This window comes from Streptomyces sp. NBC_01214 (genome assembly GCF_026340975.1).
GTDB lineage: Bacteria > Actinomycetota > Actinomycetes > Streptomycetales > Streptomycetaceae > Streptomyces.
In genome coordinates, this window is sequence record NZ_JAPEOS010000003.1 from 455,104 (window position 1) to 479,423 (window position 24,320).

The window sequence follows — 24,320 nt, forward strand, 5'->3', positions numbered from 1 at the left end:
TCATGTCGATCGAGTTCCAGGATGACCGTGAGGCCGGACGGCTGCTCGCCGTCGAGGACGGGGCGGTGGTCGGCCACATCGCGTACTTCGTGCTCGCTGACGCGCCCCACGCCCTGGTCGCGGTGCACACCATCGTCGAGCAGGGGAACCAGGGCCGCGGCATCGCGGGCGGGCTGGTGCGGACCTTCTACGGGATCGCCGCTGCCGAAGGGGTGCCCGTGGTGCCGCTCTGCCCGTACGCGGCGAGCTGGGCCGCCAAACACCCCGACGAGGCGCCCGAGCCGGCCGCCGAGGTCGTAGTGGCGGCCAAGGCGCAGCTCGCCGCGACCCCCGACCTCGGGTGACCGATCTGCTCCTGCTGCACACCTCGCCCGTGCACGTCCCGGTCTTCGACGCCCTGCGCGACCGGAACCATCCGGGGGCCGTCCTCGGGCACCTGGTGGTACCGGAGCTACTGGCCCGGGCCCGGGCCGAAGGGCCGGAGTCGGTGGCTCCGGCCCTTCGGGGGCTGCTGCTCGCGCACACGGGATCGCCCGTGCTGGTCACCTGCTCGACCATCGGGGCGACCGCGGAGCAGTTGGCTCCGGCGCTCGGCGTCCCGGTGCTCCGGGTGGACCGGCCGATGGCGGCCGCCGCGGTCCGGGCGGGAACGCGGATCGCCGTACTGGCCGCCCTCGCGTCGACCCTCGCCCCGACCTGCGCACTGCTGGCCGAGGAGGCCGGTGAACGGCCCGTGTCGATCGGCACGCACCTGGTCGCCGGCGCCTGGGACCGCTGCGAGGCCGGGGACGGCGCCGGCTACCTCGCCCGGGTCGCCGCGGCCGCCGACTCCGTCACCGGCGCGGACGTCATCGTGTTGGCGCAGGCTTCCATGGCCGGGGCCGCGGACCTGGCCACGGGCCCGGTCCCGGTGCTCTCCAGCCCGGCTCCGGGCCTGGCCGCGGGCCTGGCGGTGCGCTCGGCCGCGTAGGGCAGGCATATCGGCCGGAATCGCGGGAAGGTGGCCCGTATGGTGCGAAAGCGAGATGTAGAAGGAACGCAGCCGCCCGTCCCGGGGCCGGGCCCCTTCCCCGATCCCGAACCCATTCCCCGGCCCGTGCCGCCCGTGCCCGCCCCGGTGCCCGAGCCGGACCCGGTCCCCGCGCCGCCGGGGCCCGCGCCGATCCCTCAGCCCGGGCCCCTCAGCTAGTACGGCGAGCGGCTAGTGCGGCGAGCGACCTACGACGTGCGGACCTCGGAGCGGTCGCCGCTCCAGTGGGTGTGGAAGGAGCCCTCGCGGTCGGTCCGACGGTAGGTGTGCGCTCCGAAGAAGTCCCGCTGCCCCTGGGTGAGGGCCGCGGGCAGCCGCTCCGCGCGCAGCGCGTCGTAGTAGGCCAGTGAGGCGGCGAAGGCCGGAACCGGGATGCCCTGGCGCACCGCCGCCACCAGCACGGACCGCCAGCCGTCCTGGGCGGCCGCGATCTCCTCCGCGAAGTGCGCGTCCGCCAGCAGGCTCGGCAGCTGCGGCTGCGCGTCGTACGCCGCCCGGATCCGGTCCAGGAACGCGGCCCGGATGATGCAGCCGCCGCGCCACAGCGAGGCCACGGCGCCCAGGTCCACGTTCCAGCCGTACTCCTCGCTGCCGGCCCGGATCTGGTGGAAGCCCTGGGTGTACGAGACGATCTTCGACGCGTACAGCGCCTGCTCCACATCGGCGGCGAAGGCCTCCGCCGCCTCCGGTGCGAGCACGGCGGCCGTCGGGCCCGCCAGCCCGCGCGCGGCCCCGCGCAGGTCCGCGTGGCCCGAGACCGCGCGGGCGAAGACCGCCTCGGCGATCCCCGACACCGGGACCCCGAGGTCGAGGGCGATCTGCACGGTCCAGCGGCCGGTCCCCTTCTGCTCGGCGGCGTCGGCCACGACGTCGACGTACGGGCGTCCGGTCGCGGCGTCCGTGTGGGCGAGCACCTCCGCCGTGATCTCGATCAGGTACGAGTCCAGGCGCCCCCGGTTCCACGCCCGGAAGGTCTCCGCGATCTTCGCGGGGGAGTAGCCCGCGGCCTCGCGCAGCAGGTGGTAGGCCTCGGCTATGAGCTGCATGTCGGCGTACTCGATGCCGTTGTGCACCATCTTGACGAAGTGTCCGGCGCCGTCGGGTCCCACGTGCGAGGTGCACGGCGTGCCGTCGGCGGCCTTCGCGGAGATCTTCTCCAGCAGCGGTCCGAGGGAGGCGTACGACGTCGTCGAGCCGCCCGGCATGATGCTCGGGCCCAGCAGCGCGCCCTCCTCACCGCCGGAGATGCCCACGCCCACGAAGTGGAGGCCGCGCTCCCGCAGTTCCCGCTCGCGGCGCCGGGTGTCCTCGAAGTGCGCGTTGCCGCCGTCGATGATGACGTCGCCCTCCTCCAGGAGCGGGGCGAACTCGCTGATCACGGCATCGGTCGGCTCCCCGGCCTTCACCATGATGACGATGCGCCGGGGGCGCTCCAGCGCGTCGACGAACTCCTTCGCCGACCCGGCCGCCACGAAGGAGCCCTCGTGCCCGAACTCCTCGACCAGTGCGGTGGCCTTGGCGGCGGTGCGGTTGTGGACGGCCACGGTGAATCCGTTGCGGGCGAAGTTGCGGGCGAGGTTGCTGCCCATGACAGCGAGTCCGGTGACGCCGATCTGGGCTGTGCTGGTGCTCATCGGTGCGCTCCTGCTTGCTTCGGTGTGCCTTCGGTGGGCGGGGAGCACCGAAGCTACCCCCCATGCGGACCCCGGTGGATCTTTTACTCATGGAGATACAGTCAAGTTCCCGCGGCATGCGCCCCGTTGCGCCTCTTGTCACGCTCTGATCGTGACGTTAAGTTGTGCGGTTCCTGATGTCTTCGAGGGGGGCTCCCATGGGTGTACGGGGCCGGCACCGCCGGTATCAGCCGAGCAGCATCAACCGGGCCTCACTGGCCGTCACCGCCGGCGGGGCCGGTATTGCGCTTCCGTTCATCGGTGCCGGAGTCGCCCACGCGGCCTCCGTGGACACCTGGGACAAGGTCGCCTCCTGCGAGTCGACGAACAACTGGCGCATCAACACCGGCAACGGGTACTACGGCGGCCTCCAGTTCAGCCAGAGCACCTGGCGGGCCTTCGGCGGCACCGCCTACGCCCCGCGCGCCGACCTGGCCACCAAGGACCAGCAGATCGCGGTCGCGGAGAAGGTCCTGGGGGGCCAGGGGCCGGGCGCCTGGCCCAACTGCGGGAAGCAGGCCGGACTCACGCGCAGCGGCCCGGCGCCCGCCGTCACCCCGCAATCCCAGACGCAGACGCAGACGCAGACCCAGAAACAGAGCCTGACGCAGAAACAGGCCCCCGTGGCGCGGACGACCCCGGAGCAGGGCGGCGGACCGCGCCCGACCGGGACCTCCGTCCTGCCGAACCCCTACGTCGTCGCGCCCGGCGACTCGCTCTCCGCGATCGCCACCGACCAGCACGTCGAGGGCGGCTGGCAGGCGCTGTACGAGACCAACCGGACCGCCATCGGCGGCAACCCGAACCTGATCTTCCCGGGCCAGCGGCTCACCCTTCGGGTCACCACGGCGCCGGCCCTGCCGCCGCCGCCCAGGCAGGACCCCGAGAAGCCGCCGCGGACCGCCGACCCGGTGACCCCCGTGGAGCCGGCCGCCGAGAAGCCGGTCGAGAAGCCCGCGCCCAAGCCGGTCGAAAAGCCCGCCGAGAAGCCCGCCGAGAAGCCGGTCGAGAAGCCCGCGCCGGAGGCCGCCTCAGCGCAGCAGAAGCCGGCTGCGGGCGGATTCTCCGCCCCCGTCGACGCTGCCCTCGGCACCGCCTACCGCGTCTCGGGTTCCTCCTGGTCCAGCGGCTACCACACGGGCGTCGACTTTCCGGTGGCTACCGGCACCGCCGTCAAGTCGGTGGGTCCCGGCGAGATCGTTTCCGCCGGCTGGGCCGGGGCCTACGGCTACCAGGTCGTCATCCGGCACACCGACGGCCGGTACTCCCAGTACGCCCACCTCTCCGCCCTCGGCGTCAAGGCCGGCCAGCAGGTCTCCGGAGGCCAGCGCATCGGCCGCTCCGGCTCGACCGGCAACACCACGGGCCCGCACCTGCACTTCGAGATGCGCACGGGACCCGGCTACGGCTCCGACATCGACCCGCTCAAGTACCTCCGTGGCCACGGGGTCCGCATCTGACCCGCGCACATGCGAGGGCACGACGGTGAGCAGGATCAGGCCGGCCGCCGCGAGCGCGGCGCTGGCCACCGCCGCCGTCGCGCCCGCGGCCCCGTACCGGAAGCCCTCGTCGAACAGCGTGATGCCGACCGTCGCCGCCACCACCGGGTTGACCACCGTCACCGTGGCCAGCGGCGCGGTCAGCCCGGCGCCCCGGTAGGCCGCCTGGGACAAGAGCAGCCCGCCGGCCGCAAGGACCGCGATCGCCGCGAGGTCCGGCCACAAACCGGGCAGCGCGCCCGGCCGGAAGTCCTCGGCCACCGACTTGGTGAACACCGAGGCCATACCGAAGGCGGTACCGGCGGCCGAGGCCAGGAGCACGCTGTGCAGCACCGCCCGGTGCATCCGGTGCGCCGCCAGGAACAGCACCAGCACCGCGCCGGCGGTCACCACGAGCAGCACGCGCCGCTCGTCCCCCGCCAGCGCCGGCTCCGCCCGTCCGCTCCCGCCGGTCAGCGCCAGCAGCCCGGCCAGGCCGACCGTGGCCAGCACCGCCCCGCGCCAGGCGGCCGCGCCCGCCCGGCGCCGTACGAAGACGGCGGCCATCGGCAGGGCGAAGACGATGGTCAGGGCGCCCAGCGGCTGGACCAGACTCAGCGGCCCGTACGCGAGGGCCACCACGTGCAACAGCGCACCGAGGCCGTTCAGCCCCACCGCCACCCACCAGACGCCCCGGCGCAGCGGGGCGTACCGGCGGTCCGGCGTGCTCGCCGCGACCCGTTCCTGGACGATCGCGCCACCCGCGTACGCCAGGGCGGACACGAGGCAGAGTAGGACCGACAGCGCCAGTGCACTCATAAGCTCCACAATGCCCGACCCACCTGCGCTATTCCTCCGTCCACAGGTGGTGATCAGTCATACTCCCGACGTAGTACGGGAGTACGCAGCGTGGCCCCTCGGGCAGCGGAAAGCGACCCCCGACGGGGCCCCGACGCCGCCGGTTCGCCGCATACGGTGACGCCCCACTCGCGGTGGGTGAGGGGGGCGGGAGCGGGTTTGGCTCCGGGCATGGGGGATCCGTACAGTTTCCCTTTTGAGGACTTCCGCAGCAGGCGGATGCGGACGAGTGATCAAGGAACGGCAGCGGCAATGACGGTGACCGAAGACAGCCAGGACTACGGCCACGACTCCGAGCCCACCTACGGGCCCGGTATCGACCCCGACCGACTGGCCCTCTGCCTCAGCGTGCTCGACGAGCTGGACAAGATCGACGTCGACCACCCCGACGCGATCACCGTACGCCGCGCCACCGCCGGCCTCTACCGGACGGTCAAGCAGCGCCGCCGCCAGGAGCGCCGCGCCGCCAAGACCGCCAACGACAAGGCCGTCACCGAGGCCACCGCCACCGGTTCCGCCGAGCGCATCGACGACGAGACCGAGGGCATCCTGCCCTCCTCGGTCACGGAGGCCGGCCGGATCGCCGGGATACTCCAGCGCCCGCGCTCCTGCTACGTCTGCAAGACGCGGTACGTCGAGGTCGACTACTTCTACCACCAGCTCTGCCCGGGGTGCGCCCTCGAGAACCGGACCAGGCGGGAGGCCCGCGCCGACCTGACCGGCAAGCGCGCGCTGCTCACCGGCGGCCGGGCCAAGATCGGCATGTACATCGCGCTGCGGCTGCTGCGCGACGGCGCCCACACCACGATCACCACGCGCTTCCCCAAGGACGCCATCCGCCGCTTCAAGGCGATGGAGGACTCCGCGGACTGGATGCACCGCCTGGAGGTCGTCGGCATCGACCTGCGCGACCCGGCCCAGGCCGTGGCCCTCGCCGACCAGGTGGCCGCGGCCGGGCCGCTCGACATCCTGATCAACAACGCGACGCAGACCGTGCGCCGCCTGCCCAGCGCCTACGCGGCGCTGGTCGAGGGGGAGGCCGCGCCGCTTCCCGCCGGTGAGCTCCCCGCCCACCAGGTCATCGGCGCCTTCAACTCCGGCGCGGTCGACGGCCTGGCGGCACTGCCCGTCGGAGTGAGCGGGCTGGAGGCACAGAAGGTCGCCGACCTCGCCCTGGTCGCGGGCAACGCCAGCCTGGAGCGGCACCTCGCCGGCACGGCCATCGACGCGGGCGGCCTGCTGCCCGACGTCGTCGAGAGCAACACCTGGGTGCAGACCATCGACCAGATCTCCCCGGTGGAGCTGCTCGAGACCCAGCTGTGCAACTACACGTCGCCGTTCATCCTGATCAGCGCACTTCGACCGGCCATGGCGCAGGCCGCCCGAAAGGCGGCGAACGGGCGGGCGTACGTCGTCAACGTCTCGGCCATGGAGGGCGTCTTCAGCCGCGGCTACAAGGGTGCGGGGCACCCGAACACCAATGCCGCCAAGGCCGCGATGAACATGGTGACGCGGACCAGCGGTCAGGAGATGTTCCAGACCGACCGCATCCTCATGACCTCGGTCGACACCGGCTGGATCACCGACGAGCGCCCGCACTTCGACAAGCTGCGCCTCGCCGAGGAAGGCTTCCACGCCCCGCTGGACCTGGTCGACGGCGCTGCCCGGGTCTACGACCCGATCGTCCGCGGCGAGGCCGGCGAGGACCTGTTCGGCGTCTTCCTCAAGGACTACGCCCCGGCGAACTGGTAGCCCGGGACGCTCCCCGTCCTGGTCCTACAGGGTCCCGTCAGGCCTGCTCGACCCTCTTGACCCCCTCGGCCCCCTCGGCCCCTTCGATGGACCGAGGGGGTCGAGTGCGTTCCCGGGGGACGCGGCCCGGCAGGACCCGGCCGCGACCAGCTCCAGCAGCGGCTGCCAGTCCTCCAGCACGCCCGCGTCCAGGCCGGCCGCGGCGGCCGAGTCCCGGGCCTGGCGCAGGGTGGCCACCGCCTCGGCGTCGTCGCCGTAGCCGTCGCCGTCGCGGTGTCCGTCGTCCGCGCCGACGGGCCGGTCCGGCGACTGCAGACGTACCAGCCGGGCCACCCGCTCGCCCAGCAGCGGGCGGATCGACTCCGCCGCCACCCCGACGGTAACCGTCCCGTCACTCAGACGGAGCAAACGCCCGAGGCGGTGCACCAGGCCCGCGATCTGCAGTTCCTTGTCGAAGGGCCGCGAGCGGCGCAGCAGGGCCGCGGTCCGTAGACCCCGGTCGTCGGGGTCGGCGCGCAACAGCTCCATCAGCTCCAGCACGCTTGTGACATAAGGGACTTGAGCCCCGGGAACTTTGGACCTCGCCACCACCGACCCCTTCCGTCACGTCCCGCACGTCCGGGGTCGAGCAGATCAGGCGCCACGTACCCGCAGACCCACGACTTGCTGAACTAGGAGCGAAAGTAAGAGGGCGCAGCGGATTTTGCCTTCCTATCGAGCGGAGGTCCGCTCATATGTGTACTCTGGGGCATCAAGACGGCCCCCATCCGGGCCGCGCTCCACTAAGGCGCCACCGCGTCCGGAAACCTTTCATCCCTTGCCCGGCGCGCGGTCCGCTTACCGGGTTACGCGACACGAAGGAGTGCGCGGTGACTGAGAAGACAAAGCCCGAACCGACGGTCATGGAGCGGACGGGAACGCGGGCGAAGCCCCGGACCGACGAACTCGGAAGCCTAGAGGTCTGGGCCCGATCCGCCCCGATCCGGCTGGCCGGGTACGAGGACGACCTGGCGGAAGCGCACATCCTGCCCGGTATCGACTAGTCCGCACAGCGGTGCCAAGCGCCCCCCGTGCCCACGCGCACCGGGGGCGCTGCCCTGCCCGAAACGGTTCCCCTCACGGCTACGCCCTCAGCGTCTTCGCCGACGGCGATCACCGCTTCCGCCGCTCCGCCCCCTCCCGGCAGGCTGGCGCCCATGAAGCTGCTGATGCTGGGTGGTACCGAATTCGTCGGACGCGCGATCACCGAGGACGCCCTGACCCGGGGCTGGGAGGTGACCGTCTTCCACCGCGGACACCACACGCCCCCGCCGGGCACCTCCGCCCTCCACGGCGACCGCACCGCCCCCGACGGGCTGGCCGCCCTCGGCACGGGCGAGTGGGACCTGGTCGTCGACACCTGGGGCGGCGCCCCCACGGCGGTGCGCGACAGCGCCCGCCTGCTGCGCGACCGGGTCGGACGGTACGCGTACGTCTCCAGCCGCTCGGTGTACGCCTACCCCGCCCCGGCCGGCCTCGCCGAGGACGGCCCCCTGGTCGGCGGCTCGCCGGACGCCGGGCCGACCGCCTACGCCGAGGACAAGCGGGGCGGCGAACTCGCCGCCCTGGACGCCTTCGCGGACCGCGCCCTGCTCGTGCGCGCCGGACTGATCCTCGGCCCGTACGAGAACGTCGGCCGACTGCCGTGGTGGCTGGACCGCACCGCCCGCGGCGGCCCGGTGCTCGCCCCGGGACCGCGGGACCTCCCCATCCAGTACATCGACGTGCGCGACCTCGCGCACTGGACCCTGGACGCCGCTGCGGCGGGGCGCTCGGGCGCGTACAACCTGGTCTCCCCGTCCGGGCACGCCACGATGGGCGGACTCCTCGACGCCTGCGCCACCACCACCGGGGGCGGCGCCGAACTGCGCTGGACCGACCCGGACCGGCTCCTGGAGGCGGGCGTGCAGCCCTGGACCGAGCTCCCGGTCTGGGTCCCCGAGGGCGAGGCCCACGACCACATGCACCGCGGGGACGTCTCCAAGGCGCTGGCGGCCGGTCTGACGTGCCGGCCGGTCGAGGAGACCGTGGCCGACACCTGGGCCTGGCTGCGCGGGCTCGGCGGAGCCGCCCCGCAGCGCCCCGACGTGCCGGCCAAGGGCATCTCCGCGGAGCGGGAGGCCGCCCTACTCGGGCTCTGAGCGGCGTGCGTCCGCGAGACGGGTCGGAGGGAGGTACTCGCGCACGAGCGTGCGGTGCCACCAGGCCCCCGTCTCGCGCAGCTCCCGCCAGGTGGTGAACCGGTAGCGGTACAGCAGGGCGCGGACGTGGCGGGGCGGGGCGTCCGGGAACGGGTTGTCGCGCAGCAGCCGCAGCGTGTCCCGGTCGCCCGCCAGCAGCCGCTCCACGAACGGCCCGAACCAGTCCCGCGCGTAGTCGGGGGAGATGGCGGCGAACCACATCAGCCAGTCCAGCCGCAGGTGGTACGGGGCGAACTGGCGCGGAAGGAGGCCCGGTTCACCCGGCTTGCCCTTGAACCCGTACTCGCGCCAGTCCCCGTCCGCGCGCGGCACCCGGTCCGCGGTGCCCTCCACCGCCACTTCCATCCGGACCCGGCCGACCGAGCCGAAGGCCCCGTAGGTGTTGACCAGGTGCAGGGCGTCGAAGGAGCGGTTCATCACCTGGCGGCGCGAGACCATGTTGAGCACCGGGTGCCGGCTGAGGAACAGGACGAGTGCGGTCACCGCGCACACCAGGACCACGAACCACACGGGACCCGTGCGCGAGGCGGCCGCCGGGGGAGCGCCCGCGAGCCCGGTGAAGTCCACGGCCGAGACGGCCAGCGTGATCGTCAGCCAGTTCAGCCAGGCGAAATTGCCCGAGAGCACCAGCCACAACTGCGTCGCGATGACGATCCCGGCGGCGTACGAGGCCACCGGCTGCGGGGTGAACAGGAGCACCGGGACGATCAGTTGGGTCACGTGGTTGGCCGCGCACTCCACCCGGTGCAGCGGTTTCGGCAGATGGTGGAAGAACCAGCTCAGCGGCCCGGCCATCGGCTGCGTCTCGTGGTGGAAGTACAGGCAGGTCAGCTTGCGCCAGCAGGGGTCCCCGCGCATCTTGATCAGCCCGGCCCCGAATTCCACGCGGAAGAGCACCCAGCGCAGCAGCCACAGGACCAGCACGGGCGGACCGGCCCGCGCGTTGCCGAGGAACACGGCGAGGAAGCCCACCTCCAGCAGCAGCGACTCCCAGCCGAAGGAGTACCAGGTCTGGCCCACGTTCACGATCGAGAGGTAGAGCAGCCACAGCACGGCCCACATCGCCATGGCCGCGCCCAGCGGCACCTCGTCCCCCGCCCCGGCGCCCAGGGCCGCCGCCAGTGCGGCGCCGGTCCAGGCGCAGCCGGCGAAGAGCCGGTCCGAGTAGCGCAGTTGGAACAGGCTGGGGGCGCGCCGGAAGGGCACGTACCGTACGTAGCGCGGTACGGGCGTCATGCCGTGCGCCCCGATCAGGGCCCGGAACTGCAGGGCGGCCCCGAGGAAGGCGACGAGGTAGACCCCGGCCAGGGCCCGCTGGAAGACCAGCCGGGCGAGCCAGTATCCGGGCGCCGTGAACCAGTCCATCGCCTCCAGTATCGGACCGTTCAGCCGGTGGCGGCCAGCTTGCGCAGGTGGTGGCCGAGCCAGCGGGCGTAGCGCAGCTGGAGGAAGGGGACCACCGGGCCGGCGAGGCGGGTGTACCAGGTGTTCGGATGGCTGAAGGCGGTGACCGTGAACCACACCGTCCCGTCGGGGTCCATGTCCACGAGGAAGGACTCCTCCCCGCACTCGGGGTGCCCGGCCAGGGTCCCGTAGGCGAAACCGATGCGGGCGGGCTCGTACGCGGTCCAGATCACCTCGCACGGAGCATCGATCCGCAGCGGCCCGAGGCCGATCCCGACGATCACCCGGCTGCCGGGCCGGACCGCGCCGGCATCGGCCCGCACGCGCATGCCCGAGGTCCGGTGGGCCTCGAAGGTGGTGACCGCGGTTCCGGCGGCCTCGAAGACCGCCCGGCCCTGTCCGAGGCGGGTGCGGTGGTGCAGGTGGTTGTATCCGGCGGGCAGCGGCCGGTGGGCCGTCGCACCCCGGTCGGGGTAGTTGACGGTGTCCCGGCCGGCGCTGATGAGGCGGGTCATGGCGAGGTCTCCACTCGGTCGGTGGTGGTGGTGCTGGCGTGCGGTCGGTGGTCCGCGAGGCCGGCGGTGGTGGCGTGCGGTCGGTGGTCCGGGCGGGCGGTGGTCGGGTGCGGTCCGTGGTCCGGGCGGTCGGCGGTTCGCGCGTCGGTGGCGAGCCGGCGCCAGGCGAGCACCGAGCACAGGGCGAACCCCAGGGCGTTGCCGAGGCCGTGGGTGGCGGCCATCCAGGTCAGCGTGGGGTGGGTGATCCCGGTGGCCTCGCCGACCGCCCACCACAGGGCGAGCAGCATGGTGGCCACGAGCACGGCCGCCGAGATGGCGAGCAGGGTCCGTGTGGTCCGGTCCGCGGCGGCGGGCCGGACCTCCCGCCAGGTGAGCAGGGCCACGGCCCACATCCCGCCGGTCAGCACCACCGCGCCCAACAGCTCGGCCCAGTCGTCGACGAAGTAGCCGAGGAGGACGAGCAGGGTGCCCGCCGGGACGCTGTACGCGGCCCAGCGCGCGAGGCCGCCGGTTCCGGCGCGGCCGCCCGCGGCGCGGCACACCAGCCCGGCGACCAGGGCGGCGGCGAACCCGGCGAAGTGGAAGTGGGGCACCGTCAGCGCCAGGATGTCGAGGTCGAAACCGAAGAGCCGGTACCCGGCGCGCTCGGCGACCAGGGCGGTGGCGGCGATCGACGGCGAGACCAGCGCGGTGGCGACGGCGATCTCGGGCGGGGTCAGGGAGCGGGCGCGCAGCAGCCGGACCGGGGCCCGTGCGGCGAGTGCCAGGCAGGCCGCCGCGTACAGTGCGGCGAGCGCGGTGGCGGGCGTTCCGCGGGGCAGCCACAGGCACAGGGCTCCGGGTGCGGCGGCGACCGGCCAGAGGCGGGCCGTGCGCAGGAACCGGGCCGGGTCGATGAGCCGCAGGCCGGCCGGGACGACGTAGAGCATGCCCAGGGTCACGATCACGTTCACCAGTACCGTCACGCTGGACTCCCCCCAATGCCGATGCCGAACGCTTTGAACGCGTTCAATCCACGGTGGTGAGCCTACGGCGTTCCTTGAACATGTTCAAGACGCCTCTCCGGTTGCGGCTCCCGCAGGGATGCGGCAGACAAGAGGGGAGCAACCGGGGCGAACAGGGAGAATCAAGTGAACGGATCGTCACTTCCGACACCGCGTCAGGCATCGCGTCGTCATGCACCCGCCGGAGCCGCCCTCTTCGCCCTCCTCGGCCTCCTCGCCGCAGCGTGCGGCAGCCCCGAGCAGCCGGCGGGCGCCCCCGGAGCCGAGAGCCAGGAGGTCTACCTCCAGCCCGTGGCCTCCGCCGGCCCCGATCCCTTCACGGCCTCCTCGGCCACCGCCGAGTCGGCCCCCGTACAGCCCCCGCTGCCCAACCCGACGGGCCAGGGCATCCGGACCGTCAACGCGGCGACCCCCGGCCTGTACGGAGGCACCCAGCGGCTCGGCAGCTGCGACGTGGAACAGCAGGTCCGCTTCCTGACCGACGACAAGGACAAGGCCCAGGCCTTCGCCGAGGCGTCGAACATCGACGCGGGGAAGATCCCCGAATTCCTGCGCGGCCTGACGCCCGTCGTCCTGCGCGCCGACACCAGGGTCACCAACCACGCCTTCCGCGACGGAGCCGCCGACGGCTTCCAGTCCGTCCTCCAGGCCGGCACCGCCGTGCTCGTGGACGAGCACGGCATGCCCCGGGTCCGCTGCGGCTGCGGAAACCCGCTGGGCTCCCCGCGCACCGCCAAGGGATCCCCGGTGCACAAGGGCGACCCGTGGAGCGGGTACCAGGCCAACCAGGTCGTCGTCATCGAACCGACCACCCACGTGATCAACAACCTGGTGATCGTCAACATCGCCGACAACACGTGGATCGAGCGCAAGCGGGGGGACGACGGCGCGCAGGACCGGGCCCCGAAGGTGCTGCCCGCCTACGACCCGTCCGCCGGCATCCCGGACGGGCCCGTCACCCCGCCGGGGTCCGCCTCGGGCGACCCCTGCCCGCCGAACCAGGCCTCACCGGCCTCACCGAACGTCCCCGCGGCGCCGGCGCCCGGGGCGACGGACTGCCCGCAGGACCCGCAGGCCGGGCAGAACCCGCCCGGCGGGAACCTCCCGCGGAAGCCGGGCACGCCGTCGAACCCGTCCACCCGGCCGCAGGTACCGGAGCAGCCGCAGCAGCGGCCGCCGTCCGCCGAGCCCTCGGACCCGCTGGCCGGGCTGCCGCCGCTGGACCCCGGTGAGCTGGGGCTGCTTCCCGCGGACCCCGACGGATCGGGCCTGCTGCCCGCCGACCCAGCCGACCCCGTCGATCCCTTCAACCCGGACATCCCGTCCGACCCGTACGCCCCTTACAACCCGTCCGACCCCAACGCGGTCCCGGACCCGGACCTTCAGCCGCAGCCGTCGGACGGGGGCCATCCGCTGGAGAGCGCCTGACCGGCCCGTGTGTCATGGTGGATCGGTGCCGACCACCGTATCGCTGCCGGACGACTGGCCCGCACACCCGGACCGGTCGCTCTCGCTGAACCGCATGGGCAGTTTCGACTGGGACCTGATCACCGGTCTCATGCACATGGACGAAGCCGCCCTCGACGTTTTCGATGCGACTCCCGAGGAGTACGACGGCCGGCCGGAGTCGCTCAACCCGCGCGTCCCCGCCACCGAAGCGACCCGGCTCGACGCCCTCGTCTCCTCCGCCCTCAAGAGCGGCGAGGACAGCTACGGCGCCTACTTCCGCATCCGCTGCCACGACGGGCGGCTGCGCTGGACGCACACCCAGGGCCGCGTCATGCGCGGCCCGGACGGCCGCCCGTACCGGATCATCGGCATCGTCCGGGACGCCACCGACGAGCTCAGCCACTCGGCGGAGCGGCTCGGCCTGGACGAGGAGCGGCGCCGCCAGACGTCGGTGGTCGAGTCCACCACCGCGGCCCTCGCGCACGCCCGGACCGTGCAGGACGTCATCGACGTCATCGGCGACGCCCACGGACTGGAACGGCTCGGCTCGATGGGCATGGTGATGGGCCTCGTCGAAGCCGGCCGGATCCACCTGGTCGCCGAGGGCCCGGAGGACAGCTTCGTCCCCGGCACCCGCTACACCCGCATCGACGAGCAGTACCCGATGAGCGAGGTCGTCCGCTCGCTCGAGCCGCGCTTCCTCGACTCCGCGCAGGAATTCGCCCGGGACTACCCCGGGCTCTGGGCGAAGATCTCGTACATGCGGATCTCGGCCGCCGCCTACCTGCCGCTCATCGCCCAGGCCCGCCCGATCGGCGCGATCGGACTGCTCTACCAGGACAAGGACGGCTTCACCCAGGAGGAGCGCAACCTGCTCGTCGCCCTGGGCAGCAGCATCGCGCAGAGCCTCCAGCGGGCCATGCTGCTGGAGCAGGAGCACGACCTGGCCGAGGGCCTCCAGCAGGCCATGCTGCCGCGGCGGATCCCTTCGGTGGCCGGTGGGGAGATCGCCGTACGCTACCGGTCCGCCCGGATGGGCCAGGACATCGGCGGCGACTGGTACGACGTCATCCCGCTGCCCGGCGGCCGGGTCGGCGCCGTCATCGGCGACGTCCAGGGCCACGACACGCACGCGGCGGCCGTCATGGGCCAGCTGCGGATCGTGCTGCGCGCGTACGCCGCCGAGGGGCACTCGCCCGGCACGGTCATGGCCCGGGCCTCCGTCTTCCTGCACGAGCTGGACACCGACCGGTTCGCGACCTGCACGTACGTGGAGGCCGACCTCTCGACGGGCGTCCTCCAGGTGGTCCGGGCGGGCCACATCGACCCGCTGCTGCGCACCCGCGACGGGGACTGCCACCGGCTCCCGGTGGCGGGCGGGATGCCGCTCGGCCTCTCGGCGGAGTTCGGCCGCCTGGAGTACCCGGTGACCACGGTGGAGCTGGACCCGGGGGAAACGGTCCTGCTGTGCACCGACGGCCTGGTGGAACAGCCCGGCGCGGACCTCGACGACGGAATCCAGCTCCTGACCTCCCACATCCGCCGCGGACCGGCCGACCTGCAGGCCCTGGCGGACCTGCTGTGCGAGATCGTCGACGAACGGGGCGGGGACGACGACATGGCGCTGCTCCTCCTGCGCCGCCACGTGGTGGCCGCCCAGGAGGGCGGCGGCCGCCTCCAGCAGCACGTGGCACCGGGGGATCCGGAGGCCCTGGTGGCGGCCCGGCACATGATCGGTGCGGCGGTGCGGTCGTGGGGCGCGCGGGAACGGGCCGACGAGATCGAACTGGTCGCGGACGAGCTGATCGTGAACGCCCTGATGCACACGGACGGCCCGGCGATCGTGACCCTACGGGTCCTGGCGGGTCCGCAGCGCCGGCTCCGGGTGGAGGTGGAGGACCGCTCCAGCGCACTGCCGCGCCGCCGCGAGGCGGGGGAGTCGGGCGTCTCGGGGCGGGGCCTGATGCTGGTGGACCGCCTGGCGGACGTCTGGGGCGTGGAGCCGCGGGGCGGCGGCAAATGCGTGTGGTGCGAGTTCGTGATGGGCTGAACTCCCCCGGCCCCCCGCCCCCCGCCCCCCGGCCCCCGGCCCCCCCCAGGCCCCCGGGCCGCCCGCGCTACCCGGGGATGACGTTGCGTCATGCCGGTTGTCGGTGGCGGCTGGCAGGATCACCGCCATGTACGAACCCACCCCCGCCATCACCGCGTACTGGGACGCCGCCGCGGCCGCGTTCGACGACGAACCGGATCACGGCCTGCGGCAGGAGCACACCCGCGCCGCATGGGCCCGGCTGCTGGGATCCTGGCTGCCCACCGGGCCGGCCGACGTCCTCGACGTCGGCTGCGGCACCGGGTCGCTCTCCCTGCTGCTGGCCGCGGCCGGACACCGGGTGACCGGTGTGGACCTCGCGCCCCGGATGGTGGAGCGGGCCGAGGCCAAACTCGCGGCCGCGGGCCTGGAAGGACGGTTCCTCGTCGGCGACGCCGCGGATCCGCCCACCGGGCAGGAGCGGTACGACGTCCTCCTGTGCCGGCACCTGCTGTGGACCCTGCCCGATCCCGGGGCCGCGCTGCGCGCGTGGGTGGCGCGGCTCGGCCCGGGAGGGCGGCTCGTCCTGGTCGAGGGGCGGTGGCGGGAAGCCGGTGAGAGCGGCGCGCCCTACGTCGCCGGAGCCGAATCGCTCCCCTGGTACGGCGGGATCACCGCCGCGGAGCTGACCGCCGCGGTCCGGCCCCTGGTGTCCGACCTGCGCATCGAACCACTCGGCGGCAACACCGAGCTGTGGGGCGGACCGGTCACCGACGAGCGGTACGCACTGATCGCCCGGATCTGACCCGGGCGGCGCAGCGGGAAAGTCCGTTGCGGGCCCGGTCCCGTTCCGTGAGGATCTGGGGCGATGACCAACGCCATAGATGAAGTGCGCCGATTCCTGAAGACGGACGATCTGCCCGGAGCGGTACGCTCCCTTCGGCCGCACGCCGAGACGGCATCGATCACCGAACTCGCCAAGGCCGCAAGGGCCTTGGCCGACGCCGCCGGGTTCAAGGACCTGGCAGGCGCCGCCAAGGCCGCCGCCAAGCGGCCCGGCGAGCCCCAGACCCTCTACGACTTCGGCTACGCGTGCGTCGAGCGCGGCATAGCCTTCCTCGCCGTCGCACCGCTGCGCGAGGCACTGCGGCTGCTCCCCGACTCGCGGCCGCTCCTCGCCGAGCTGGTGTCCGCCCTGGAGGACGAGCACCGGCACGCCGAGGCCGTGGCCCTGCTCTCCGGCCGCGGCCAGGAGCTGCCCGCCTGGCCCGAGACGTACCTCCTCGTGCACCACACCCTGCTGGCCGGGGACCTGGACACCGCCGAGCGCATCGGCCGCGCCCTCCCCGCCCCCGAGGACCCGCAGTGGTCCGGCGCCCACGACCGCCAGAAGCACCGGCTGCACCGCTCCGACCGGGCCCGCCGGGCCCAGGGCGCGGCCGGCCACGCCGATCCGCTCGGCCGCGCCGACCTGCGCGGCTGGCACTACGGCCTGACCGGCGGACTGCTGGGCACCCTCTCCCCGTACGGCTGGGACGCCGGGATGACCGGCCGGTACGCCTACCTCGGGGACACCCACGAGCAGTGCCGCCGGGGCCTCGCCCGCCTGGCACTCGCCCTGGACGCCGCCGGGCGCCGCCCCGCCACGGTCTCGCTGCTGCCCGGCCGGTCCGACCGGATCCTCGGGCTCGCCGCCGCACGCGTGCTGGGGCTGCCCGCCGTACCGTACGAGCCCGCCCGTACCGACACCCTCGTCGTCGCCTACGACCTGAACGCGACCGACCCGGACCTCCTGCGCACCCTGCACGCGCGCGCCGACGGCCAGATCCTGTTCGAGCACGCGACCTGCTGGACCGATCCGCCCGCCGTGAGCGCGGACTTCAGCACGCTGTTGTGCCAGTTCGTCTCCCCGCCGTGGAAGGACGACCCGCGGCCCGAGGAGGAGATCGCCCGCGACATCGCGCAGGCCGCCGCCGACCCGGACGAGGGCGACGGCACGACCCCGCCCGACCCGGACGAGGCCTTCCGGGCCTTCGTGACCGCCGTCCAGGACGGCTGGCTCACCGCGCCCCGCGACCGCGTCGCCTCGCCCGGCCCGGTGCCCAGCTCGCGCTTCGCCTGAGGCGGCGGCAGGCTGGGACCATGCCGGAGCTGCCCGAGGTCGAGGCCCTGCGGGAGTACCTCGACGAGCACCTCACCGGGCGGGTGGTCGAGCGCGTCCTCCCGCTCGCCGTGAGCGTGCTCAAGACCTACGACCCACCGCTGACCGCCCTCGAAGGGCAGTCGGCCGGCACCACCGCCCGCTACGGGAAGTTCTTGGCCGTGCCGGTCGGCGAGCTCCACCTCGTCACGCACCTGGCCCGGGCCGGCTGGCTGCGCTGGCAGGACACCCTGCCCGCGCAGCCGCCGCGCCCCGGCAAGGGGCCGCTCGCGCTGCGCGTCTCCCTCGTGGGCGGGGGCGGCTTCGACCTCACCGAGGCCGGGACCCAAAAGCGCCTCGCCGTGTACGTGGTCCACGACCCGCAGGAGGTGCCCGGCATCGCCCGCCTCGGCCCCGATCCGCTCGCCGAGGGCTTCGACCGGGACGCCTTCGCCGCGCTGATCGCGGGGGAGCGGCGCCAGATCAAGGGCGTGCTGCGGGACCAGAGCGTGATCGCGGGAATCGGCAACGCCTACAGCGACGAGATCCTGCACGCGGCCGGGGTCTCACCGTTCAAGCTCGCCGCCTCCTTCACCGAGGAGCAGCTCACCCAGCTCTACGAGGCCGTGCGGAGCACCCTGGGCGAAGCCGTCGGCCGGGCCCACGGGGTGGCCGCGGGCAAGCTCAAGGCCGAGAAGAAGAGCGGTCTGCGGGTGCACGGCCGCGCCGGCGAGCCGTGCCCGGTGTGCGGGGACACCGTACGCTCGGTGTCCTTCGCCGACTCGTCCCTGGAGTACTGCCCCACCTGCCAGACCGGGGGGAAGCCGCTCGCGGACCGGCGGCTCTCACGCCTCCTCAAATAGGCGGTCGCTGCGTAGACTCCGCCACGATGGCCGAGGAGCAGCAGCAACAGTCACCGCCACGGCGCGAGATCGTCACCGGGGTCCCCCGGGGCGCCCGCCGCCGGCCGCCCGCGCACACCCCCGCCCGCTCGGAGATCTCCGAGCAGACCACCCTCGGGGCCACCTATGTCCGGGCCCTCATGCGCAGCCAACTGCGAGCTGCTCTGGGGGCACTGGCCGCACTCGTATCACTGATCGGGACCCTGCCGCTGGTGTTCGCCCTGTCGCGCGACGCGTCGGGTCCGCTGGTCTGGGTGGCGCTCGGCCTGCTGGTGTATCCGGTGATGTGGCTCATCGCCCGGTGGTACGTCACCCGGGCGGAGCGCAACGAGGCGGATTTCACCGGCCTGGTGATGGACCCGGCCGACCGCGGCTAACGGCCGTTCCGTCTTCCCTCGGGGATCGCGGGACGCACGGAACGGCCTTCCCCGGGCCGATCGAACAGCCCGAGCTCGTGCCGCATTCCGGCGCGGTCCAGCTGGCCGGTGCGGACCGACTCCCACGGTCGTTCCGCTCCGGGCGGGGCGTTCTCGCGCCAGAGCGTCACCGTGAGGTCGACGAGACCGGCGCCGCGGACGGAGGGCCTGACGTCGATGACGGTGACCTCGTTGACGAAGTAGGACCCCATGGCGGCACCGTCACGGTCAAGGGCCGCTGGGTCCGGCTCCGCAGGATGGAGTTCGTGCGACGATGTGTTGGCCAACAGAGCCACGAGCGGGACGAAGGATGATGGAGTACATCAATCTGGACGCACGGGTCGGCAACCTGTCGGGCGTCCTGGACCCCGCTCCCTATCTGGAGCGCCTGCCCTCACTGGCCGGCGATCTGCCGGTCGGGGCGCGCGACTTCGCCACAGCCCCGGGGCACTACGACTTCTCCAGCAAGCGGTGCGTGAAGGATCTGGAGCTCCAGCACGTCCGGGGTGTCGGAGCTGATGACCAGCAGCTGGAGGTCCAGTTCCGGCACAACTGCTGGAAGCACGACGAAGACCTGGTCATCCGCTACACGGGCGTGTCCAGCTTCCATTCCGGAAGCACCGAGGACAACGACGGGGCACACCTCGGGACCGTGATCCTCGACGAGGTCCTGCCCCACGAGAACGGCTGCAGCCATGAGATCGCGTTCTGGAACGGCTCACTCGCCATCGTCTGCCGTGACCTCGTCGCGACCTGGACCGAGACCGACTGCCCCAGCAACGCGTGAACAGGTCGCGGGCCCAGTCCGGCGATGACGGCGGGTCCGGCCGAAGACGACCGTCGTGACGCCATCTTCCCGTGGACCGGCCCCGGACCGGCGACTTCCGGCGCAACGGGGGTGCTGGCACGGGCACCGGCGGTCTACGTCGGCTCGTACGGTTCCACCGGGAGCGGGGCGAGCGGTTGCTGCGTGTGCCCCTTCGGCGAGCACGAGGCGAACGGGCCCTGCCGCGGGTCCATCAGCACCCGCAGGTGCGGATCGGCGTGCTGGATCCACCACGTCGTCATGCCGAGGGCCGGATCGTGGCGCAGGTGCTCCCAGGCCAGCCAGAGCGCGGACAGCCGGGCCCCCGCCTCCGGGTGCTCCCACCAGAGCGGACACCAGGTCGCGGACGCACCGTCCAGGGGGCGTCGGATCGTGACCGCCAGGTAGTCGGTGACGAAGGCGAAGACGTCGCTGAAGTAGAACTCGGGTCCGTCGCCGTAGACCTCCGACGCCGGCATGGGGAAGAGGGAACGCGGCTCCGGCTTCGGCCTGGGCAGGGGGTACAGCGCCAGCAGCGAGCCGAGGGCGTCGTCGCTGCGCCGAAGCTCCGTCAGGAGCCAGCCCAGGAGGAGGTCCTGGGATTCCGCGACCTCGGCGAGGGCGTCCGCCGCGAGGGAAGCGACGAGCCGCTCCCTCCAGTCGTTCAACTGCCTTCTCCAGTGGTCCTCTTCGGCAGCAGACCGGGAACCGGCCAGGAAGCGGGCCACCGTCCAGTGGTGTTCCTTCCAGGCATCGCCATCGGCTTCGGCCGTCACCCGCGCTGCCACCCGTTGCGCGTTCTCGATCGCTTTGCTGTCCATGGAACTGATGAGTGCCTTTCGAGCCACGTGAGGAGTGTGCTGATCATACGAGTTCAGCGTCCTGTGCCCGTGTCCGTGCTCGTGGCTTTGTCAGAACAGGTGCATCGCCAAGTGTCCGAGGGGTAGGCCGAGTTGCCAGGCCGGCGTCCACACGCGCGCGTTCTCGTCCAGTCCCGGCGCGATGTCGGTGTGGTCGTGGTCGTGGTCGGGCCGCCCGGGGTCGAGGTTGGTGGCGAACAGTTCGGTGCTGTCCAGCCAGCGCCATGCCGCCCGGGCCAGTTCCAGGTCGGGGTCCCCGCCGTCGCCGCGCTCCCGAGCCTCCTCGTCGAGCGCGAGGAAGCGGGTGTGCACCCAGTCGCGCCACGGGTGTCCGTACGCCGTGAGCGACAGCCACTCGTCGAGCTGCGAGACCACTCGGATGCCGGAGAGCTCACCGGCCGCGTCCGAGAGGTAGATCGTCAGGGCGAGCGTGTCCCGTCCGGCCCTGAACTCCAGGGTGCTGGCCGGGATGAGCCGGCCCGTACGCAGCAGTTCGTCCGCGATGTACTCGGCGTACAGCCAGGCCATGGGCACCGCGAGCCCGCCGTCACTGGTGCCGTTACTACCCTCGGGCTGCACCGTTCCACCTTCTCCCGCGCTTCGAGCGTCCCGTCGTCAGTCCCGAGCCTTCACCGAGCGCCTCGCGGAGCGGGGGATGTTTACTCAACTTGCACGCTCTGATGCCGAAATCGACGCGTTTTATGTCCGGTCCGCATCCATTCATGGCGTTGACCGATCCTTCGCCGCGCGGCGCGCTCAGGCGCCGAGGCCGTACCCGTACCCCTGGAGACCCTTCTTCAGGGCGCGAAGGGCGTAGTACGTCCGGGACTTGACGGTTCCGGCCGGGATGCCGAGCTCGGCGGCGGCCTCGGCCACCGAGCGGTCGCGGAAGTAGACCTGCATCAGCACCTCGCGGTGCTCCGGCCCCAGGGACCCCACGGCCCGCCGGACGTCGATCGCCGTGACCGAGCCGGCCACCGCGTCCTGCGGCTCGGGTGCGTGTTCCAGCCCCTCCGGATCCACCTCCAGCGGCCGGGACAGTCGGGCCCGCCGGGCGTCGATCGCGAGGCGCCGGGCCACCGTGAACAGCCAGGGCCGCATGGAGTCGTGCTCGCTGGACAGGGCCTCCGGGTGCTGCCAGACCCGGACGAGGGTCTCCTGCACGAGGTCCTCCGCGCGCTGGGCGTCCCCCGCCGTGAGGCCGACCAGGAATCCGAACAGGGCCCGCCCGTGATCGCGCTGGAGTTCGGCGAGTGCCTCGGGGTCCGTACGCAGGAGGGTGGGGGAGAGCGGCACGAGGGGCTCCTTCCGGGGTGCGTGGGGGGCCGTGGAAGCGGCGACCCGTCCACCCTGACCTGCACGGAGCCGACCCGGAACCGTCCGGCCCCGGCGTTGCGCCCAAGCACCCGGGTCGTCCGCCGGGCGGCCGTGCGGGTCGGTGAACGGTCGAACGGCGCGGCGAACGGCAGGCGGTCGGCGTCGCCCCGTCCGCCGTTCGGGTGGGCGCGCGTCCGCCCGGCGGCCCCGGTTCTTGACTTACGGCGTGTAGTTATATGGATTGCATGTGATCACACGTCAGATAATCGTATTAATGAGAGCAGGGCACATGACCACGCGAATCCGGCCGCAGGTGCTCGCCCTCCTGTCGGCCGTGCTGCTGTCCGCCGCCGCCGGTTGTTCGGCCACCCAGAGCTCCGCACCGGCACGCCTCGGGGATTCCGGGGGGCCGGCCGCCCCCTCCCGCGCCGCCGGATCGGCCCCCGCCCGGGGCTTCACCCTCGTCGCGAGCGGCGACGTACTGCCGCACACCTCCGTCATCCAGCACGCGGCGAACGACGCGGACGGCGACGGGTACGACTTCAGGCCGATGTTCTCCGGGGTTAAGCCAGTGGTCTCGGCGGCCGACCTCGCCCTCTGCCACATGGAGACCATCTACGGGGAGGAGGGCGGGCCCTTCTCCGGCTACCCGGCCTTCACATCGCCCCCGGAGGTCGCCGACGGGCTGAAGGACTCCGGGTACGACGGCTGCTCCACGGCCTCGAACCACACCCTCGACGACGGGGGCGCGGGCCTGCGCCGCACGCTGGACCGCTTCGACAAGGTCGGACTGGGGCACGCCGGGTCGGCCCGCACGGCCGCCGAGGCGGCCACGGTGACCACGTACACGGCGGGCTCGGCCAAGGTGGCGCACCTCGCGTACACCTACGACACCAACGGCTATCCGCTGCCCGAGGGCCAGCCGTGGGCGGTCAACCTGATGAAGCAGGACAAGATCATCGCGGATGCGCGGGCGGCCCGGAAGGCGGGCGCGGACGTGGTCCTGGTGAGCGTGCACTGGGGCACGGAATGGGAGACCGAACCGGACGACACCCAGCTCTCGCTCGGCAAGGCGCTCACCGCCTCGCAGACCGGCGGCCGCCCCGACATCGACGTTCTCCTCGGAACGCACGCTCATGTTCCGCAGCCTTACGAGAAGGTCAACGGGACCTGGATCGTCTACGGCATGGGCGACCAGGTCGCGGGCGAGATGTTCAACCACACGGGCGCGCGCGACATGCGGGGCAACTACGGCTCGATCGGCCGCTTCACCTTCGCCCCGCCGGCCGCTGCCGGGCAGCGCTGGCAGGTCACCAAGGCCGAGTTCGTGCCGCAGATGATGGACCTGTCCGCGGGCCGGGTCGTCCACCTGCCCGACGCCCTCGCGAAGGATCCCGGCCGGGAGGACTACGAGCGCGCGCGCGACGCCATCAGCGAGGCCGTCCTCAGCCGCGGCGCCGCCAAGGACGGGCTGACCATGGGCAGCTAGTCCCGGTGACGGGCCCCCCGGGCCCCCGCGACGTCGGGCCCCCGGGCCCCCGCGACGTCGGGATGTCGGGACCTCGGGCCCCGGGACCTCGGGACGTCGGGCCCCGGGACGTTGGGATGTCGGGACGTCGGGCCTCGGGGCCCCGGGATGTCGGGATGTCGGGACCTCGGGCCCCCGGGACCTCGGGCCCCCGGGCCCCCGGGACCTCGGGCCCCCGGGACCTCGGGACCTCGGGACCTCGGGACCTCGGGACCTCGGGACCTCGGGACCTCGGGACCTCGGGACCTCGGGCCCCGGGGCCTCGGGATGTCGGGGCCTCGGGATGTCGGGCCCCGGGACGTTGGGACGTCGGGCTCCCGGGACGTCGGGCCCCCGGGACGTTGGGACGTCGCGACGTCGGGCCCCGGGACGTTGGGACGTCGGGCCCTGCGACGTCGGCCCCTGGGACCTCGGGCCCCGGGACGTTACGGAACCACGGTGACGGGCCAGCGGCCCGCCTTGACCAGGCGGATCGCCACCGACCCCACGATGCGGTGGCCCGCCTGTTCGGAGGCGCCGACCACCACCGCGTCCGCCATCAGCTCGTCCGCCGCGCTCACCAGGCCGGCGTACGGGTCGCCGCGGAAGGTGTGGAACTGCCAGCGCACCTCGTAGATGCCCTTGAGCCGCTCCGCCGAGGCGCGGATCTCGGCCACCAGACCCTCCGCGATCTCCCCGGTGGTGTCCGCCACCGGCGCACCCAGCGCGGCGCCGGCCGGGATCACCGGCTGGACGTACACCAGGGCCAGCAGGGCGTTCTGCCGCCGGGCCAGCCCCGCCGCGTAGGCCGCGGCCCGCAGCGAGGACTCGGACCCGTCCACCCCGGCCAGGATCACCTTCGGGCCGTCGGTACCGCGTTCGAATTCCGTATTCACGTGCTCCGTCACCCTGCCGAGGATAGGCCGTGCCCCGCAACG

General features: G+C 73.1%; 24 protein-coding genes and 1 pseudogene. 14 read left to right on the forward strand and 11 right to left on the reverse strand.

Annotated features, from left to right (window positions below; all coding sequences use genetic code 11):
- Window positions 1–2: 2 nt before the first annotated feature.
- Entirely contained in the window at window positions 3–344 is a 342-nt protein-coding gene (locus OG594_RS38240; protein WP_266607006.1) for a GNAT family N-acetyltransferase, read from the forward strand.
- Complete coding sequence (locus OG594_RS38245; RefSeq protein ID WP_266607007.1) at window positions 341–970, forward strand: aspartate/glutamate racemase family protein; 630 nt, start codon at window positions 341–343, stop codon at window positions 968–970. The genes OG594_RS38240 and OG594_RS38245 overlap by 4 nt, the downstream gene beginning before the upstream one ends.
- A 248-nt stretch (window positions 971–1,218) precedes the next feature.
- On the opposite strand, the gene gndA is transcribed toward OG594_RS38245, so the two are convergent.
- A complete protein-coding gene (gndA, locus tag OG594_RS38255) occupies window positions 1,219–2,664 on the reverse strand; it encodes an NADP-dependent phosphogluconate dehydrogenase (protein ID WP_266607009.1) in 1,446 nt (481 codons plus the stop codon).
- Window positions 2,665–2,861: 197 nt separating this feature from the next.
- Here gndA and OG594_RS38260 point away from each other — a divergent pair, with 197 nt between their 5' ends.
- On the forward strand, window positions 2,862–4,163 hold the full coding sequence (locus OG594_RS38260; protein ID WP_266607010.1) for a transglycosylase family protein: 1,302 nt from the start codon (window positions 2,862–2,864) through the stop codon (window positions 4,161–4,163).
- 24 nt (window positions 4,164–4,187) lie between these two features.
- On the opposite strand, the pseudogene OG594_RS38265 reads toward OG594_RS38260, so the two are convergent.
- Window positions 4,188–5,000 (reverse strand): annotated as a pseudogene (locus OG594_RS38265) (DMT family transporter); the annotation flags it as partial.
- Between the two features lie 291 nt (window positions 5,001–5,291).
- Here OG594_RS38265 and OG594_RS38270 point away from each other — a divergent pair.
- Window positions 5,292–6,791: an SDR family NAD(P)-dependent oxidoreductase gene (locus OG594_RS38270; protein ID WP_266607011.1), complete on the forward strand. Its 1,500-nt coding sequence runs from the start codon at window positions 5,292–5,294 to the stop codon at window positions 6,789–6,791.
- A 24-nt stretch (window positions 6,792–6,815) separates the two neighbouring features.
- Here the strand turns inward: OG594_RS38270 and OG594_RS38275 are convergent, their stop codons facing one another.
- Window positions 6,816–7,331, reverse strand: coding sequence for a hypothetical protein (locus OG594_RS38275; RefSeq protein ID WP_266607012.1), 516 nt, complete (start codon window positions 7,329–7,331; stop codon window positions 6,816–6,818).
- Window positions 7,332–7,660: 329 nt separating this feature from the next.
- Between OG594_RS38275 and OG594_RS38280 the strand changes: the two genes are divergently transcribed.
- The gene (locus OG594_RS38280; RefSeq protein WP_162500713.1) at window positions 7,661–7,834 is read left to right on the forward strand and encodes a hypothetical protein; all 174 of its coding nucleotides are present in this window, start codon (window positions 7,661–7,663) and stop codon (window positions 7,832–7,834) included.
- Window positions 7,835–7,987: 153 nt separating this feature from the next.
- Window positions 7,988–8,971: an NAD-dependent epimerase/dehydratase family protein gene (locus OG594_RS38285; protein WP_266607013.1), complete on the forward strand. Its 984-nt coding sequence runs from the start codon at window positions 7,988–7,990 to the stop codon at window positions 8,969–8,971.
- Here the strand turns inward: OG594_RS38285 and OG594_RS38290 are convergent.
- From OG594_RS38290 to OG594_RS38300, 3 genes are read right to left on the reverse strand one after another with little or no spacing between them, the layout of a single operon-like run.
- Window positions 8,957–10,396: a lipase maturation factor family protein gene (locus OG594_RS38290; protein WP_266607014.1), complete on the reverse strand. Its 1,440-nt coding sequence runs from the start codon at window positions 10,394–10,396 to the stop codon at window positions 8,957–8,959. The two genes, OG594_RS38285 and OG594_RS38290, sit on opposite strands and share 15 nt — an antisense overlap.
- Before the next feature lie 20 nt (window positions 10,397–10,416).
- A complete protein-coding gene (locus tag OG594_RS38295; RefSeq protein ID WP_266607015.1) occupies window positions 10,417–10,950 on the reverse strand; it encodes a DUF1990 family protein in 534 nt (177 codons plus the stop codon).
- Entirely contained in the window at window positions 10,947–11,918 is a 972-nt protein-coding gene (locus tag OG594_RS38300; protein ID WP_266607016.1) for a YndJ family protein, read from the reverse strand. Before OG594_RS38300 ends, OG594_RS38295 begins: the two co-directional genes overlap by 4 nt.
- Before the next feature lie 165 nt (window positions 11,919–12,083).
- Here OG594_RS38300 and OG594_RS38305 point away from each other — a divergent pair, with 165 nt between their 5' ends.
- The 6 genes from OG594_RS38305 to OG594_RS38330 all read left to right on the forward strand — a co-directional run bounded on the left by OG594_RS38305 (window position 12,084) and on the right by OG594_RS38330 (window position 18,854).
- Entirely contained in the window at window positions 12,084–13,385 is a 1,302-nt protein-coding gene (locus OG594_RS38305) for a DUF6777 domain-containing protein (protein ID WP_266607017.1), read from the forward strand.
- 7 nt (window positions 13,386–13,392) lie between these two features.
- Window positions 13,393–15,456 carry a SpoIIE family protein phosphatase gene (locus OG594_RS38310; RefSeq protein ID WP_266607018.1) on the forward strand — a complete coding sequence of 688 codons (2,064 nt, stop codon included), beginning with the start codon at window positions 13,393–13,395 and terminating at the stop codon, window positions 15,454–15,456.
- Between the two features lie 127 nt (window positions 15,457–15,583).
- Entirely contained in the window at window positions 15,584–16,240 is a 657-nt protein-coding gene (locus OG594_RS38315; RefSeq protein WP_266607019.1) for a class I SAM-dependent methyltransferase, read from the forward strand.
- Window positions 16,241–16,303: 63 nt separating this feature from the next.
- On the forward strand, window positions 16,304–17,557 hold the full coding sequence (locus OG594_RS38320) for a hypothetical protein (RefSeq protein ID WP_266607020.1): 1,254 nt from the start codon (window positions 16,304–16,306) through the stop codon (window positions 17,555–17,557).
- 20 nt (window positions 17,558–17,577) lie between these two features.
- Window positions 17,578–18,438, forward strand: coding sequence for an Fpg/Nei family DNA glycosylase (locus tag OG594_RS38325; protein WP_266607021.1), 861 nt, complete (start codon window positions 17,578–17,580; stop codon window positions 18,436–18,438).
- 26 nt (window positions 18,439–18,464) lie between these two features.
- Entirely contained in the window at window positions 18,465–18,854 is a 390-nt protein-coding gene (locus tag OG594_RS38330) for a hypothetical protein (RefSeq protein WP_266607022.1), read from the forward strand.
- Here the strand turns inward: OG594_RS38330 and OG594_RS38335 are convergent.
- Entirely contained in the window at window positions 18,851–19,105 is a 255-nt protein-coding gene (locus OG594_RS38335; protein WP_266607023.1) for a hypothetical protein, read from the reverse strand. The two genes, OG594_RS38330 and OG594_RS38335, sit on opposite strands and share 4 nt — an antisense overlap.
- A 98-nt stretch (window positions 19,106–19,203) precedes the next feature.
- Between OG594_RS38335 and OG594_RS38340 the strand changes: the two genes are divergently transcribed.
- Window positions 19,204–19,680, forward strand: a complete 477-nt coding sequence (locus OG594_RS38340) for a hypothetical protein (protein WP_266607024.1) — start codon at window positions 19,204–19,206, stop codon at window positions 19,678–19,680.
- Between the two features lie 134 nt (window positions 19,681–19,814).
- On the opposite strand, the gene OG594_RS38345 is transcribed toward OG594_RS38340, so the two are convergent.
- From OG594_RS38345 to OG594_RS38355, 3 genes are all read right to left on the reverse strand, one after another.
- The gene (locus tag OG594_RS38345) at window positions 19,815–20,546 is read right to left on the reverse strand and encodes a DUF4913 domain-containing protein (protein ID WP_266607025.1); all 732 of its coding nucleotides are present in this window, start codon (window positions 20,544–20,546) and stop codon (window positions 19,815–19,817) included.
- Window positions 20,547–20,609: 63 nt separating this feature from the next.
- Window positions 20,610–21,086: a hypothetical protein gene (locus tag OG594_RS38350; RefSeq protein ID WP_266608775.1), complete on the reverse strand. Its 477-nt coding sequence runs from the start codon at window positions 21,084–21,086 to the stop codon at window positions 20,610–20,612.
- A 228-nt stretch (window positions 21,087–21,314) separates the two neighbouring features.
- Window positions 21,315–21,854, reverse strand: coding sequence for a sigma-70 family RNA polymerase sigma factor (locus OG594_RS38355; protein WP_266607026.1), 540 nt, complete (start codon window positions 21,852–21,854; stop codon window positions 21,315–21,317).
- Between the two features lie 310 nt (window positions 21,855–22,164).
- Between OG594_RS38355 and OG594_RS38360 the strand changes: the two genes are divergently transcribed.
- A complete protein-coding gene (locus tag OG594_RS38360) occupies window positions 22,165–23,364 on the forward strand; it encodes a CapA family protein (RefSeq protein ID WP_266607027.1) in 1,200 nt (399 codons plus the stop codon).
- 464 nt (window positions 23,365–23,828) lie between these two features.
- Here OG594_RS38360 and OG594_RS38365 read toward each other — a convergent pair whose 3' ends face one another.
- Entirely contained in the window at window positions 23,829–24,290 is a 462-nt protein-coding gene (locus OG594_RS38365; protein WP_030716454.1) for a universal stress protein, read from the reverse strand.
- Window positions 24,291–24,320 lie beyond the last annotated feature (30 nt).